Origin of the sequence: Marinovum algicola (genome assembly GCF_900109145.1) — a bacterium.
Classification (GTDB): Bacteria; Pseudomonadota; Alphaproteobacteria; order Rhodobacterales; family Rhodobacteraceae; genus Marinovum; species Marinovum algicola.
On sequence record NZ_FNYY01000001.1, the window covers coordinates 490,552 to 505,443 of the forward strand.

The following is a 14,892-nucleotide window of genomic DNA, read 5'->3' on the forward strand; positions in this document are numbered from 1 at the left end:
CCGCGCCGTCGTATGTCAGAACCCCGCCTTGCCGGGCCACCAATCGGTGCCGGCCAGTGGCACCCTGGCCATGGCCGCCGCCTCCATGGTCAGCGCGCAGAGGTCTTCCGGTTCCAGGTTGTGCAGGTGGTTGTGGCCGCAGGCCCGGGCGATGGTCTGGGCCTCCAGGGTCAGTACCTTGAGATAGTTCTTCAGCCGCCGGCCGCCCTCGATCGGATCAAACCGCGCCATCAGCTCGGGGTCCTGGGTGGTGATGCCGGCCGGGTCGCGGCCTTCGTGCCAGTCGTCATAGGCGCCGGTGGTGGTGCCCATCTTCTGGTATTCGGCCTCCCATTTCGGGTCGTTGTCGCCAAGAGCCACCAGCGCGGCGGTGCCGATGGCCACCGCATCGGCCCCCAGCGCAATGGCCTTGGCCACATCGGCGCCGGTGCGGATGCCGCCCGAAACCACCAGCTGCACCTCGCGGTGCAGCCCCTGATCCTGAAGCGCCTGAACGGCCGGGCGGATGCAGGCCAGCGTCGGCAGGCCGACATGTTCGATAAACACGTCCTGGGTCGCGGCAGTGCCGCCCTGCATGCCGTCGAGCACGACCACATCGGCACCTGCCTTGATCGCCAGGGTGGTGTCATAATAGGGCCGCGTGCCGCCGATCTTGACGTAGATCGGCACCTTCCAGCCGGTAATCTCGCGGATCTCGAGGATCTTGATCTCCAGGTCATCCGGCCCGGTCCAATCCGGGTGTCGGCAGGCCGAACGCTGGTCGATGCCCGTGGGCAGGTTGCGCATGCCGGCCACGCGGTCGGAGATCTTCTGACCGAGCAGCATGCCGCCGCCACCGGGCTTGGCGCCCTGACCCACGACGATCTCGATGGCGTCGGCCCGGCGCAGGTCGCGCGGGTTCATGCCGTAGCGCGAAGGCAGGTACTGATAGACAAGCTTGCTGGAATGGCCGCGCTCTTCCTCGGTCATGCCGCCGTCGCCGGTGGTGGTCGAGGTGCCGGCGGCGCTGGCGCCACGGCCCAGCGCTTCCTTGGCGGGGCCGGAGAGCGCGCCGAAACTCATGCCGGCGATGGTCACCGGAATGTCCAGCTCAATGGGGGTCTTGGCATAGCGGGTGCCCAGCGTCACCCTGGTTTCGCAGGTCTCGCGGTAGCCTTCGAGCGGGTAGCGCGAGATCGAGGCTCCGAGGAACAGCAGGTCGTCGAAATGCGGCACCCGCCGCTTCGCGCCGCCGCCGCGGATGTCGTAGATGCCGGTATGCGCGGCGCGGCGGATCTCGGCGTTGACCGAATTCGAGAAGGTCGCCGACTGGATCGGCTCGGTCCGCGGGAGGGTGTCGATTGTCTGATCTTTCATGTCCATCTCCTCAATACGCGGACGCGTTGTCGACGTCGAAATTGTAGAGCTTGCGGGCCGAGCCATAGCGTTTGAACTCTTCCGGTTTGGCGTCGGCTCCGGCGCGTTCCAGCAGGTCGGCCAGGATTTCGAGATGCTCGGGGCGCATCTCCTTCTCGATGCAATCGGCGCCGAGGCTCTTGACGCTGCCGCGCACGAAGAGCCGCGCCTCATAGAGTGAATCCCCCAGCGCGTCACCGGCATCCCCCAGCACCACGAGATTGCCGGATTGCGCCATGAAGGCCGACATGTGGCCGATGTTGCCATGCACCACGATGTCGATCCCTTTCATCGAGATACCGCAGCGCGAGCTTGCATTGCCCTTGATCACCAAAAGCCCGCCGTGGCCGGTGGCCCCGGCGTACTGGCTGGCGTCGCCCTCGACGATGACCGTGCCCGACATCATGTTCTCGGCCACGCCCGGCCCGGCCGAGCCGTGGACGTGCACCTTGGCCTGGCTGTTCATCCCGGCGCAGTAATAGCCGGTGGAGCCCTTCACGGTCACCTCGATGGGCGCGTCAAGGCCGACGGCAATGGCGTGGCTGCCCTTGGCGTTCACGACTTCCCAGTTGGCCTGGCTGAGGGTCTCGGCCTGCGCGTGCAGCGCCGTGTTCAGGGCGCGGAGGTCTTGCGCTTCCAAATCGAATGTCTGCATCTCAGTGGTTCCAGAAATAAACGGTTGCGGGTTCAGGCTCCCAGACGCGGGCGGTCTCGATCCCCGGCAGGTTGACCAGCGCGCGGTATTCGCTGCCGAAGGCGACATATTGATCGGTCTCGGCCATCACGGCGGGTTTGCAGGCGATCGGGTCGCGCACCACGCCAAAGCCGTCCTTGGTGCCGACGACAAAGGTGAAGAAGCCGTCGAGAGCCTCCAGGCTGCTTTTCAGCGCCTCGCCCAGGCTCGATCCGGTTTGCATCTTCCAGGTCAGGTAGGCGGCGCCCACTTCGGTGTCATTCTCGGTCTCGATATGGATGCCTTCGCGGCGCAGCTTGCGGCGCAGGGCGTTGTGATTCGACAACGAGCCATTGTGAACCAGGCATTGGTCGAGGCCGGTGGAGAACGGATGCGCGCCGAGCGTGGTGACGGCGGATTCGGTGGCCATGCGGGTGTGGCCGATGCCATGGCTGCCGCTCATCTGCGAGACGGCAAACCGGGCAGCCACGTCGCGGGGCAGGCCGACTTCCTTGTAGATCTCCATCGCCGCGCCGGTGCTCATGACCCGCACGCCCTGCCGCAGCTCCGGCAGCGCCTGGCGCGCCGCGGCCACCTTGTCGGCCGGCAGGGTCAGCACGATATGGCTGTCTTTGACCGCGCCGCTCACCGCGGCGTCGATGACGCTGCCCAGTTCCTCGGCCAGGGTTGCGAAATCCGTCTGCGGGTCGTCGGATTGCACCGTCAGCTTGGCGCTGCCGGCCGCCTCGCCGCCATAGATCGCGATGCCGGCACTGTCCGGGCCCCGATCGGTCATGGTGACAAGCATGTCGGTCAGAAGCGCGCCGAGCCGAGGCTCGAGCGACCTGTCCTTGAGAAATAATCCAACGATTCCGCACATGGCGCAGACCCTCTCCTGTGGTTGACTCGAAGCCTATCGGGTAGAGCCGGGCGCATCAACTTTCAAGAAACAATTTTTCCTGTAAAGAATATCGGGCCATGCACACACCGAGCCAGATGCCGCCGAATTCGGCGGTCTGCCTGCTTTGCGGGCAATCCGGGATCAGGAACTGTGGTGCCGGGCGGGCGGCCGCGGCTAGTTGGCCTGTGGATACGAAATGATCGACAGGTAGCGGATCGGCAGGCGCACCAGCACCTCCGGCCCATGCGGCGCATCTGCGTCAAAGAACAGCGTATCGCCCGGTTCCAGCCGGAAGACCTCGGTGCCGTGGCGATAATCGACCGCGCCTTCGAGCATGTAGATCGTCTCGATCCCCTCGTGCTGGAAGGTGGGGAAGACGTCAGAGGTTTCGGACAGGGTGATCAGATAGGGTTCGACCATCACGCCGCTGGAATTCGAACCGATGTGACCGAGCAGGTTGTACTGATGGCCGGCCCGGGTGCCGTCGCGCTCCATCTCGACACCGTGCCCGGCCTTGGTGTGCACCGCCGAGCGCTTTTCTTCGAACCGGCGCAGGAAGGCGGTCAGCGGCACGCTCAGCACATGCGACAGCGTTTGCAAGGTGTTGAGCGAGGGAGAGGTGTTGCCGTTCTCGATCTTGGACAACATGCCGATCGACAGGCCGGAGGCCTTGGCCAGATCGGCCACCGTCATGTTCTGCTGTTTGCGGAAGGCGCGGACCTCGCGGCCGATGGCGACCTCGAGAACCTTTTCGCGGTCTTCGCCGACCCGATGCGGATCCTGTGACAGGGCCTTGGCGTTCATTGCGGCGTCCGGTTTTTGCTGTATCATCGCACCTTCCTAATTTTCACCACCGGAAAATTCCAGCGCCGGAAAGCCACTTGACCCGCGACAAGTTTCCTATCAGGAATATTGCAATGACCAGAGGTGAAAGTACAACCACTTTGGGGTTTCTGATCTTCCCCGGGTTTCCAATGTCCTGCCTGACCTCGGCGATAGAGCCCCTGCGCGCGGCCAACGAGATCTCGGGGCAGGCGGCCTTTGACTGGAAGCTGATCGGCGAAACCGGCGCGCGGGTGGAATCCAGCGCGCATATCTGGTTCGATCCGGATCGGGCGCTGACCGACGACCTGGAGCTCGACTATCTCTTTCTGCTCTCCGGCCCTTTGGCCCGGTTCGAGACGCCGCGGCCGTCAAACGGCCGGCTGCGCAGCCTGAGCCGTCACGGCGTTCGTGTCGGCGGGGTCAGCGGCGGGGTCTTTCCGCTGGCGCGCTCCGGGCTTCTGGCGGGGCACCGATGCAGCGTGCACTGGTGTTATGCCGCGGCCTTCGCGGCCGAATTTCCCGATCACCCGGTCGAGGACGACGTCATCATCATCGACCGCGACCGGCTGACGGTGTCCGGGGCGGCCGCCGTCTTTGACCTGATGCTGGGCCTGATCGATGCCAGGCTGGGCGAGGAGGTGACCACCGAAGTGGCCTGCTGGTTCCAGCATCCGCTGATGCGCGGGCAGGGGGTGCGGCAGAAGGTGCCGACCCTGCGCCGCGAAAGCACTTCGGACATGTTGCCGCCCTCGGTCGCCGAGGCGATCCGCATCTTTGGCGATCACATCGAGGATCCGGTGAACGTGGACGACGTGGCGCAGCTGGTGGGGCTGTCGCCGCGCCAGCTGGAACGCAACTTCAAGACCGCCACCGGCCAGAGCCCGTCGCGCTATTACCGCAACCTGCGAATGAACGCCGCGCGCCAGCTGGTGCTGTATTCCAACGACAGCATGGCGCGCATTGCCGCGGCGGTGGGCTATGGCGCCACCGCGCCGCTGGTGCGGCAGTACCGCCGGGCCTTTGGCGCGACGCCGCAGCAGGACCGGCAGAAGATCAACCTGTTCCGGGTGGAACGGAACCGGCCGATCCCGTCCTGAACCCGTCCGGTCCTCGCGTCGGGGCCTCGTCTCCCCCACTGGCCGTGAGGCCCCGGCGCAGGGCCGGGGCGCGGGGCGGCGATGTCAGAGCGCGCTGTACGCAGCCTCGATCAGCCCGTGATGCAGGCTCTGGGCCGACGAGCGTGGCCCGATCACGCTGAAATGCCCGTCGGCCCGGCGGATCAGGAAACAGCTTTGGTGCGCGATTGCGGTGCGGGTTGCGGCCGGGCTGTCCATCCGCCGCGTGTCGGCGTTGCACATGAGCTCCAGCACCTGGTGACAGCCAGCGCCCTCCAGGTCGAAGCGCACCCAGCCATCGGTCTGTTCGGTGACCGAACCGGCGTCCCCCATGGCCGCCTTGATCCGCGCGGCAAGGTCTTCGTGGCTGCCGTGCGGCGCCTCGAGCATCCATTGTTCCGGGCCGATCCAGAAGGCCGTGACCGGCCCGTCCCCGGCACAGGCTCCGACCCCCGGCAGGGCCGCGCCCAGAAGGGCCTGCGCCGCTGCGGCGACCTCGTCCTCGCGGCCCAGTCTTGACGCCAGCGAGGCCAGCGCCCAGTCCGGGCATTCCGAAATGCGCAAGCCCTCGAAATCGCGGACCTCGGCGGTGGTGCCGCCAAGCGCGGTCGTTGCGGTCAAGTCATGCACGGAGACGGTCTCCCTCTGGATCGACGAAATGGGCCGAGACCACCTCGACCTCGATGTTCTGCCCAGTCAACGGGCTGACCAGACGCAGGCGCTCGCCCATGCGTTCTGACCCGGATTTCAGATAGCCGATGCCGATATGGCTGTTCAGGATCGGCGAATAGCAGGCCGATGTGACATAGCCCTGGTCATGCTTTGCATCGAGGGGGCCCTCGCGGTTCATCAGGTGCCCGCCGGCGGTGACCTTCTCCTCGGGCAGCTTCGGCAGAAAGCCCACCAGCGCCAGCGCATCCGGCGTGTTCAGCCCCGCGCGTTCCGACAGGGTCGAACCAATGGCGTCCTTCTTCTTCGACACCATCCGCCCCATGCGGAGGTTGAGCGCGGTGGTGGTGCCGTTCAACTCATTGCCCGCCGCATGGCCCTTTTCGATCCGCATGACGCCCAAGGCTTCCGTGCCGTAAGGGGTCACGTCGAATTCCTCGCCTGCCGCCATCAGCCTGCGGATCAGCGCGTCGCCATAACGCGTCGGCACCGCGATCTCATAGGCCAGTTCGCCGGAGAAGGAGATGCGAAACAGCCGCGCCCGCAGCCCGCCGCAGATCGTGACCGCCCCGCAGGCCATGAAGGGAAAAGCCTCGTTCGAGATATCGAACCCGGGGTCGACGATCTTTTGCAGCAGTTTTCGGGCGTTGGGCCCGGCCACGGCATATTGCGCCCAGGCCTCGGTGGTCGAGATCAGTTGCACGTCCATGTCCGGGAACAGGCACTGGCGGACGAATTCCAAGTGGCGATAGACCGGCACGGCATTGGCCGTCGTGGTGGTCATCACGAAGTGATCCTCGGCCAGCCGCGCAGTGGTGCCGTCGTCCATGACGATGCCATCCTCGCGCAGCATCAGCCCATAGCGGGTCTTGCCGACCGCCAGCTTGGCAAAGCCATTGGCATAGACCTTGTTGAGGAAGGCCGCCGCGTCGGTGCCCTGCACGTCGATCTTGCCCAGCGTGGTCACATCACAGACCCCGACCGAGCCGCGCACCGCCCGCACCTCGCGGTCGACGCTCTGGCGCCAGTGGGTCTCGCCGGGACGCGGAAACCACTGTGCGCGCAGCCAGTTGCCGGCTTCGACGAAAACGGCGCCCTGTTCGCGGGCCCAGATGTGGCTGGGCGTCTCACGCACCGGGTGGAAATGCGCCCCGCGCGCCCGGCCGCCCAGCGTGCCCATGGCGACGGGTGTGTAGGGCGGGCGAAAGATGGTGGTGCCGACGCCGGGGATCGATTTGCCGGCCAGCTCGGCCATGATCGCCAGCCCGCCCATGTTCGAGGTCTTGCCCTGATCGGTGGCCATGCCTAGCGTGGTGTAGCGCTTGAGGTGCTCGACCGAACGGAAGTTCTCCTGATGCGCCAGTTTCACGTCCTTGACGGTGACGTCGTTCTGCTGATCCAGCCAGGCGCGGCCGCGGCCTTCGGTGACATGCCAGAAGGGCTGGATGTTGACCGGCGCATCTTCGGCGCGGGGCAGGCGGGCCTTGTCGGGTTTGATCCCGAGATCGCCGAGAATTGCGGCGGCCTGTTCGGCCCCCGAGCGGAGCGCGGCATGGGTGGAAAAGGCCCCAGCCGCCGCCCCGGCCACGCTTTGGCCCTGCGGCAGATCCGTGCCGGGAACGAAGGCAGAGATGGCGGGGTTCCAGGCCGGGCGGCCGCGCTGATGGCAGGTCAGATGCACGTTGGGGTTCCAGCCGCCCGAGACACCGAGCGCGCCGCATTCGATGATGCGTTCGGAGCCGTCGGCCTGACGCAGCTTGACAAAGCTGAGGCCGAGCCGGCCGGAGGTGTCGATCACCTGCGCGCCGGCCAGCAGCTCGCAATCGGCGATACGCGGGGCGTCGGGGCGAACGTCGATCACGGCGGCGACCCTCACGCCCTTGGCCATCAGATCGCGGGCGGTGCGGTGGCCGTCGTCGTTGTTGGTGAAGACCGCGACCTTTTGCGCCGGCGTCGCCGCCCAGCGATTGGCATAGGCGCGCATGGCCCCGGCCAACAGGATGCCGGGGCGGTCGTTGTTGGCAAAGGCGATCGGCCGCTCGATGGCCCCGGCGCAGAGCAGGGCGCGCCTGGTGTAGACGCGCCAGAGGATCTGGCGCGACTTGCCGGGCGCAGGCGTCGGCAGATGGTCCGAGACCCGCTCGACCGCGCCGTAGATGCCATGATCGAAACCGCCGATCACCGTGGTGCGCGGCATGAGCCGGACGTTGTTCATGCCGTGCAGCTCGGCCACGGCGGCGGCGGCCCATTCGGCCCCGGCGGTGTCATCGATGGCAAAGGTCTCGGCATTGAGCCGCCCGCCCATGGCAAAATCTTCGTCGGCCAGGATCACCCGCGCACCGGAGCGGCCTGCCGTCAGGGCCGCCGACAACCCCGCCGGGCCCGCGCCCACGATCAGAAGATCGCAATGCAGGTAGCCTTTGTCGTAGGAATCCGGGTCTTCCTCCAGCGACAGGGAGCCCAGCCCGGCGGCCTTGCGGATGATCGGCTCGTAAAGCTTTTCCCAGAAGGCGGCGGGCCACATGAAGGTCTTGTAGTAGAACCCGGCGGTCAGGAAGTTCGAGAACCGGTCGTTGACTGCCATGGCGTCAAAGGTGAGCGAGGGCCAGCGGTTCTGGCTTCTGGCCTCGAGCCCGTCGAAGAGTTCGGCGGTGGTGGCGCGGGTGTTGGGCTCCTGCCGCGCGCCGGAGCGCAGTTCGACCAGCGCATTGGGCTCTTCGCTGCCCGAGGTCAGCACCCCGCGCGGGCGGTGATACTTGAACGACCGGCCCATCAGCCGCACGCCGTTGGCCATCAGCGCCGAGGCCAGCGTGTCGCCGGGGTGGCCCGTGAAACGCTTGCCGTCGAACGTGAAGTCGAGGTTCTGGCTGCGGTCGATCTGGCCGCCCGGAAGTCGGTTTTTCTGGCTCATTTGCTGCGCCCCCGGCTGCGGGCCACGTCGCGGGCCAGTTCGACCGATGTGATCTGATGGGTCAGCGTATTGCGCGTCACCACCAGCCAGCTGCGGTCGCCCACCTCGTGGAACCACAGCTCGCGATGTTCGCCCGCCGGGTTGTCGCGCAGGTAGAGGTAGTCGTGGAATTGATCCACGGCATCCTCGGCCTGCCAGTCGGGGCGGTCGATTAGCGACGCATCGCCGAGATAGGTGAACTCCTGCGCGTCACGCGGGCCGAGGAGGGGATGGTCGATCATCATCTGTCAGATCCTTTGTGCGCATCTCGAACCGCAAAGCCGGTTCTCACGTTTTCCGGGAAACGCATGGTCAATGCAGGTTGGGTTGCGCGCCCACGCCCTTTTCGTCGATCATCCGCCCGCGGCGGAACCGGTCGAGGCGATAGGCGGTGGCGGTTTCATGCGGGGTGTCGGTGGCCAGCAGATGCGCATAGCACATGCCCGAGGCCGGCGTCGCCTTGAAGCCGCCGTAACACCAGCCGCCATTGAAATAGAGCCCGTCGATATGGGTGCGGTCGATGATCGGCGAGCCGTCCATCGACATGTCCATGACGCCGCCCCACATCCGCAGGAGCCGCGCCCGGCCCAGCGCCGGGATCAGCGCCATGCCGCTTTCACAGACGTCCTCGACCGTGGGCAGATTGCCGCGCTGGGCATAGGAATTGTAGCCGTCGATATCGCCGCCAAAGACCAGCCCGCCCTTGTCGGACTGGCTGCAATAGAAATGCCCCGCGCCAAAAGTGATCACCCCCGGCAGCACCGGTTTCAGCCCCTCGGAGACAAAGGCCTGCAAGACGTGGCTCTCGATCGGCAGGCGTATGTCGGCCAGTGCCATGACACGGCTCGACGATCCGGCAACGCAGGAGGCCACTTTCCCGGCGCCGATATAGCCGCGCGAAGTCTCGACGCCCCTGATGGCGCCGGCCTCGATGCGCAAGCCGGTGACCTCGCAGTTCTGGAGGATGTCGACGCCATGGCTGTCGGCGCCGCGCGCGTAGCCCCAGGCAACCGCGTCGTGGCGCACGGTGCCGCCACGATGCTGGGCCAGCCCGCCCTTGATCGGGAAACGCGCATTCTCGAAATCGAGAAACGGATAGCGCGCGCGGATCTGATCGACGTCCAGAAGCTCGGCATCGGCGCCGTTCAGGATCATGGCGTTGCCCCGGCGGACAAAGGCGTCGCGCTGGCCGTCGCTGTGATAGAGATTGAGAATGCCGCGCTGGCTGACCATCGCGTTGTAGTTCAGCTCCTGCTCCAGCCCCTCCCAGAGCTTGAGCGAATATTCGTAAAACGGCTCATTGCCATCCAGAAGGTAGTTCGACCGGATGATCGTGGTGTTCCGCCCGACGTTGCCGCCGCCGATCCAGCCTTTCTCCAGCACCGCAATGCGTTTCTTGCCGAAATGTTTGGCCAGGTAATAGGCGGTTGCCAGCCCGTGTCCGCCGCCGCCGATGATCACGTAGTCATAGCTTTTCTGCGGCTCGGGATCGCGCCACGCCGGGCCCCAGCCCCTGTGGCCGGTCAGGGCTTCCTTGATGACACGCAGACCAGAGTACTTCATCGCGACCTCGCTCATTTGCGACACCAAGATGCCTGCATCCGCCTGTGTTTGCGAGGTCGGGATCGGACGGGTCGCTGTTCAAACCCGACATCGGCGACAGTCGCCGCGCGGGGATACGGCTCAGACCCGAAGCAGGCGGCAAGACCGCTGCGCGCAGGCGCGCCGCACATCGGCAGGCAATTGCGCGCCGGTGACGATCACGTCGTAATCCCACAGATGCGCGTGCCGGCAGGCCAGGTCCAGCCCGGCCTTTTCGGTGTCGGCGACCAGAATCGTGGTGTTGGCACAGCCGGCAATCGCCTTGCGGGCCGAGATCTCGTCGGAATTGTAATCCATCACCGCGCCGTAGGGCGACAGGCCGCCGCAGCTGAACACCGCGTAATCCACCCGGAAATTGGCAAAGAACGCATGCGCGGCAATGCCGATCATGTCGAGATCGCGCATCCGCACCGACCCGCCCGCCAGTTCGACCACGGCGCCCGGGGCGTTTTGCAAGGCGCAGACCGCATGAATGCTGTTGGTTGCGACAAACAGGTTCTCGCGCGCGGCCAGCAGACGCGCGCATTGCTCGACCGTGGTGCCGGTGCCAAGCGCGACGCGCGCGCCGTCGGGGATCAGGTTCTTCACCGCCAGGGCGATGCGCCGCTTTTCCTGGCGCGCGACGCTCTCGCGCGGGAGATAGCCGATGTTCTCGCTTTGCTGGCGCAGGCGCGCCGCGCCATTGCGGCGCTGCACCAGGGCGGCGTCATCGAGATCACGCAAATCCGCCCGGATGGTCTGAACCGACACCGCAAGACGGCCGGACAACTCGGCCGCCGACAGCTCGCCTTCCTCCGACAGGAGCGCGATAATGCGGTCACGGCGCGCTGCCAGGTCCAATCGCTTCATGACTTTCCTTCGAAAACAACCGCAGGTTACGGCAAGGTTAGGCGGGAACGAAATTCTGCGCAATATCATTAAAAAGTTTACGTTTCTGTCACAAAATCGTTGCCTCCGGCGGGAATAAGGCCCTCGTGAACCACTTTCGAACGAAAGCTGCATCTCCAGGAGAGCCCCATGAAGATCTTCCTCACCACGACCGCCTTTGCCCTCATGGCCAGCACCGCCATGGCAGACACGATCACGCTTTATACCTCCCAGCCGAACGCCGATGCGCAACAGACCGTCGATGCTTTCGAGGCGGCCAATCCGGGCACCGAAGTGGAATGGGTCCGTGACGGCACGACCAAGTTGATGGCCCGTCTGCGCGCCGAGATCGAAGCCGGCAACCCGCAGCCCGACGTTCTGCTGATCGCCGATACCGTGACGCTGGAAGGCATGGCGCAAGAGGGGCTGCTGACTGCCTATCAATCGCCCGAGGCCGCCAATTACGACGCCGCGCTCTATTCGGCCGAGGGATACTATCACTCGACCAAGCTGATCACCACCGGCATCGTCTACAACACCGGCGTCGAGACGGCGCCAGCCTCCTGGGCCGACCTGTCCGATGCCGCGCTCAAGGGCCAGATCGCGATGCCGTCGCCGCTCTATTCCGGTGCGGCGCTGATCCATCTTGCCACCCTGACCGGCGACGAAAGCCTCGGCTGGGATTACTACGGTGCGCTGGCCGCCAACGATGCCCGCGCCCAGGGCGGCAACGGCGGCACCTTCAAGGCGGTGGCCGCAGGCGAAAAGCCCTATGGCATGGTCGTCGACTTCCTCGCCATCCGCAACAAGGCCGATGGCTCGCCGGTCGAGTTCGTCTTTCCCGAAGAGGGCGTGTCTTACGTGACAGAACCGGTGGCAATCATGTCCTCGGCCAAGAACGTCGAAGGCGCCCAAAAATTCGTCGATTTCCTGCTCGGTGAAGACGGCCAGGAGCTGGTGCTCGACATGGGCTATATCCCGGCCCGCGACGGCATGGGCGTGCCCGCGGGCTTTCCGGCGCGGGAAGACATCGCGCTGATGGCCTTCGACCCGGCGGTCGCGCTGGAGAACGCCGAAGCCAACAAGGCGAAATTCGCAGAGCTGTTCGGCGCCGAATAATGGGTCTGGCGACGAAATCGGGAGGCAGCCGGTCGGAAGGCCGGCTGCTCTCTGCCATTCTGGTGGTGGCGATCTGCCTTACGCTGGCGCCGGTCCTGCGGCTGTTTGTCGAAGGGGTGACCGATCAGGGGACACCCGGTCTGGCGCTGATGGGCGGGGTCCTGTCGCAGCCCGCGACGCTCAGCGCGCTGAAACATTCGCTGATCACCGCGGGCTTTGGCACCCTGGTGTCGCTGGTGCTGGGCGCGGGATTTGCCTTTCTGGTGGCGCTGACCGATCTGCGGGCCAAGGCGGCGCTGGTCTTCTGCCTGATGATCCCGATGATGATCCCGCCGCAGATCACCGCGCTGTCCTGGACCCAGATCATGGGGCCGTCGTCGGTGCTGCTCAAGACGCTGGGCCTGGCGCCGCCGCTGGGCGCGCCGCAGCCGCTGTATTCCGCCGAGGGCATCATCCTGCTGCTGGGCATTCAGCACATGTCGATCATCTTCCTGACTCTGCGTGCCGGGCTGCGGGCGATCCCGCAGGAGGTGGTCGAAGCGGCGCGGATCAGCGGCGCGCGGGGGTTGCGCACCTGGTGGCAGGTGGTGATGCCGCTGACCCTGCCGAGCCTGGCCGCCGGCACCGCGATCACCTTTGTCACCGCGCTGGGCAATTTCGGCATTCCGGCCATGCTGGGCATTCCGGCGGGCTATGCGACGCTGCCGACGCTGGTCTATCAGAAGCTCGCCGGCATGGGCACGAGCGTGCTGGCCGAGGTTTCGGTGCTGGCCATGCTGATCGGGACGGTGGCGGTGGCAGGCATTCTGGTACAGCGGTTTTTCCAGTCGCGGCAAAAGGTCCATCTGGTCGGCGCGACCTCGCGGCCGCTCGCCATTCCGCTGGGCGCGGCGCGGCTGCCGGTTGAGATCCTGCTCTGGGCGGTGGTCTGCGCGATCCTGGTGCTGCCGATGTTCGGCCTGCTGGCGACCTCGCTGGTGCCGGCCTACGGCGTGCCGTTGCGCCTCGATACGGTGACCCTGGCGTCGTGGTCCGAGGTGCTGTTGCGTCAGCCGGTGACGGCCCGGGCCTTTGCGAATTCCTTTGGCCTCGCCCTCGGGGCGGCCCTGGTGCTGATGGCGCTCTGCCTGCCGCTGGCCTGGCTGATGGAGCGCAATCCGACCCGGTTGTCGCGGCTCTTCGACAGCCTGCTCGACCTGCCTTATGCGCTGCCCGGCGTGGTGCTGTCGATCGCGATGATCCTGCTGTTGATCAAGCTGCCATTTACCGAGGCCACGCTCTACGGCACGATCTGGATCATTTTCCTGGCCTATCTGGCGCGGTTCTTCGCCGTCATGTTCCGCCCGGTGCAGGCCAGCCTCAAACAGCTCGACCCGGCGATGGGCGAAGCGGCGCAATCGGTCGGCGCCTCGCTGTTCCAGCGGTTGCGCGACGTGATCCTGCCGCTTTCCGCTCCCGCCGCCGCCGCCGGCGCGATCCTGGTGTTCCTCACCGCGTTCAATGAGCTGACCGTCTCGGCGTTGTTGTGGTCGTCGGGCACCGAGACCCTGGGCGTGGTGATCTTCAATCTCGATGACAGCGGCGAAACCGCGATGGCCAGTGCCCTGGCGATGACCATCGTGTTTGTGGTCATGGCGCTGATGGCCCTGATCGAGCTGTTCTCGCGCCGTTTTCCGAAAGGAGTTGTTCCATGGCAGACATAAGCCTGTCGTCGGTCGGCAAGACATTTGCGGGCGCCCCCGCCTTGTCCGACATCACCACCCGCTTCGAAGACGGGGAATTCATTGCGCTGCTGGGGCCGTCGGGCTGCGGCAAGACCACGCTTCTGCGGCTTCTGGCCGGCTTCGAGATGCCGAGCGCCGGGCAGATCGGCATTGGCCGGCGCACCATGGCCGATGCCGGCAGCGGCGCGATGGTGCCGCCAGAGCGTCGCAACATCGGCTTCGTGTTCCAATCCTATGCGCTCTGGCCGCATATGTCCGTGCGCCGCAACATCGCGTATCCGCTGGAAATTCGCCGGCTGGCCCGGGCGCAGATTGCCGAGCAGACCGAGGCGGCGCTGGCCGCCACCGGGCTTGGCGCCTACGCCGGCCGCATGCCGTCGGAACTCTCCGGCGGGCAGCGGCAGCGGGTCGCGCTGGCGCGCTGTCTGGTGTCCGATCCCGACGCCGTGCTGCTGGATGAGCCGCTGGCCAATCTGGATGTGGCGCTTCGGGCCTCGATGCAGGGGGTGTTCACCGATTTCCACCGGCGCACCGGCGCGACCATGGTCTATGTCACCCACGACCAGGCCGAAGCCATGGCCATGGCCGACCGGATCGCGGTGCTGGATCGCGGCACGATCCAGCAATTCGACACGCCCCAGACGCTTTATGAGCGCCCGCGCAACCGGTTTGTGGCCGAGTTCGTCGGCCGTGGCACGGTGGTTCCGGTGCAGGCGGTCGAAGCGACCGATAGCGCGGTCCATGCTCAGGTGCTGGGCGCGCGGATCGCCGTGCAGAGCGGCCGGAACGGCGGCGGCATCGACCACGTCTGCCTGCGCCCGGAGAACCTGACCATCACCGAGACCGGCGATCTCAGGGCCAGGGTCGCGCGGGTCACCTATCTGGGCGGGAAATACCTGCTGGAAACCGTGGCCGACTGCGGCACCCGGCTGCTCGCCGAGACGCGGGCAAAATTCGATGTCGGCGCCCAACTCGGCCTGACCATCACCACCCCATGGGCGTTTTCCGAGGACTGAATGCAAAGCGTAAGACTCCTTTCCGGCATCGGCGAC

Annotated in this window: 13 protein-coding genes; 4 read left to right on the forward strand and 9 right to left on the reverse strand. The window is 66.0% G+C overall.

Annotated features, from left to right (window positions below; genetic code table 11):
• Positions 1-15: 15 nt before the first annotated feature.
• The 4 genes from BMW90_RS02430 to BMW90_RS02445 form a co-directional block, all read right to left on the reverse strand.
• Positions 16-1,356: an FMN-binding glutamate synthase family protein gene (locus tag BMW90_RS02430; RefSeq protein ID WP_074834670.1), complete on the reverse strand. Its 1,341-nt coding sequence runs from the start codon at positions 1,354-1,356 to the stop codon at positions 16-18.
• Between the two features lie 10 nt (positions 1,357-1,366).
• Positions 1,367-2,050 carry a GltB/FmdC/FwdC-like GXGXG domain-containing protein gene (locus tag BMW90_RS02435; protein ID WP_074834671.1) on the reverse strand — a complete coding sequence of 228 codons (684 nt, stop codon included), beginning with the start codon at positions 2,048-2,050 and terminating at the stop codon, positions 1,367-1,369.
• A 1-nt stretch (position 2,051) separates the two neighbouring features.
• The gene (locus tag BMW90_RS02440; protein ID WP_074834673.1) at positions 2,052-2,948 is read right to left on the reverse strand and encodes a class II glutamine amidotransferase; all 897 of its coding nucleotides are present in this window, start codon (positions 2,946-2,948) and stop codon (positions 2,052-2,054) included.
• A 195-nt stretch (positions 2,949-3,143) separates the two neighbouring features.
• Positions 3,144-3,800, reverse strand: a complete 657-nt coding sequence (locus tag BMW90_RS02445; RefSeq protein WP_244526414.1) for a helix-turn-helix domain-containing protein — start codon at positions 3,798-3,800, stop codon at positions 3,144-3,146.
• Between the two features lie 86 nt (positions 3,801-3,886).
• Here BMW90_RS02445 and BMW90_RS02450 point away from each other — a divergent pair, with 86 nt between their 5' ends.
• Positions 3,887-4,891 carry a GlxA family transcriptional regulator gene (locus BMW90_RS02450; RefSeq protein WP_074834677.1) on the forward strand — a complete coding sequence of 335 codons (1,005 nt, stop codon included), beginning with the start codon at positions 3,887-3,889 and terminating at the stop codon, positions 4,889-4,891.
• A gap of 84 nt (positions 4,892-4,975) precedes the next feature.
• Here BMW90_RS02450 and BMW90_RS02455 read toward each other — a convergent pair whose 3' ends face one another.
• The 5 genes from BMW90_RS02455 to BMW90_RS02475 form a co-directional block, all read right to left on the reverse strand.
• The gene (locus tag BMW90_RS02455; RefSeq protein WP_074834679.1) at positions 4,976-5,539 is read right to left on the reverse strand and encodes a sarcosine oxidase subunit gamma; all 564 of its coding nucleotides are present in this window, start codon (positions 5,537-5,539) and stop codon (positions 4,976-4,978) included.
• Positions 5,532-8,489, reverse strand: a complete 2,958-nt coding sequence (locus tag BMW90_RS02460) for a sarcosine oxidase subunit alpha family protein (RefSeq protein ID WP_074834681.1) — start codon at positions 8,487-8,489, stop codon at positions 5,532-5,534. The genes BMW90_RS02455 and BMW90_RS02460 overlap by 8 nt, the downstream gene beginning before the upstream one ends.
• Positions 8,486-8,773, reverse strand: coding sequence for a sarcosine oxidase subunit delta (locus BMW90_RS02465; protein ID WP_074834682.1), 288 nt, complete (start codon positions 8,771-8,773; stop codon positions 8,486-8,488). Before BMW90_RS02465 ends, BMW90_RS02460 begins: the two co-directional genes overlap by 4 nt.
• A gap of 67 nt (positions 8,774-8,840) precedes the next feature.
• Entirely contained in the window at positions 8,841-10,091 is a 1,251-nt protein-coding gene (locus BMW90_RS02470) for a sarcosine oxidase subunit beta family protein (protein WP_074834868.1), read from the reverse strand.
• Positions 10,092-10,211: 120 nt separating this feature from the next.
• Positions 10,212-10,979 (reverse strand): DeoR/GlpR family DNA-binding transcription regulator, encoded by a 768-nt coding sequence (locus BMW90_RS02475; protein WP_074834683.1) that lies wholly within the window; start codon positions 10,977-10,979, stop codon positions 10,212-10,214.
• A 168-nt stretch (positions 10,980-11,147) separates the two neighbouring features.
• On the opposite strand from BMW90_RS02475, the gene BMW90_RS02480 reads away from it, so the two are divergent.
• The 3 genes from BMW90_RS02480 to BMW90_RS02490 are packed head-to-tail and all read left to right on the forward strand — an operon-like array spanning position 11,148 to position 14,856.
• Positions 11,148-12,116 carry an ABC transporter substrate-binding protein gene (locus BMW90_RS02480; protein ID WP_074834685.1) on the forward strand — a complete coding sequence of 323 codons (969 nt, stop codon included), beginning with the start codon at positions 11,148-11,150 and terminating at the stop codon, positions 12,114-12,116.
• The gene (locus BMW90_RS02485) at positions 12,116-13,819 is read left to right on the forward strand and encodes an ABC transporter permease (RefSeq protein ID WP_074834687.1); all 1,704 of its coding nucleotides are present in this window, start codon (positions 12,116-12,118) and stop codon (positions 13,817-13,819) included. The genes BMW90_RS02480 and BMW90_RS02485 overlap by 1 nt, the downstream gene beginning before the upstream one ends.
• Positions 13,807-14,856 (forward strand): ABC transporter ATP-binding protein, encoded by a 1,050-nt coding sequence (locus tag BMW90_RS02490; RefSeq protein ID WP_074834689.1) that lies wholly within the window; start codon positions 13,807-13,809, stop codon positions 14,854-14,856. Before BMW90_RS02485 ends, BMW90_RS02490 begins: the two co-directional genes overlap by 13 nt.
• Positions 14,857-14,892 lie beyond the last annotated feature (36 nt).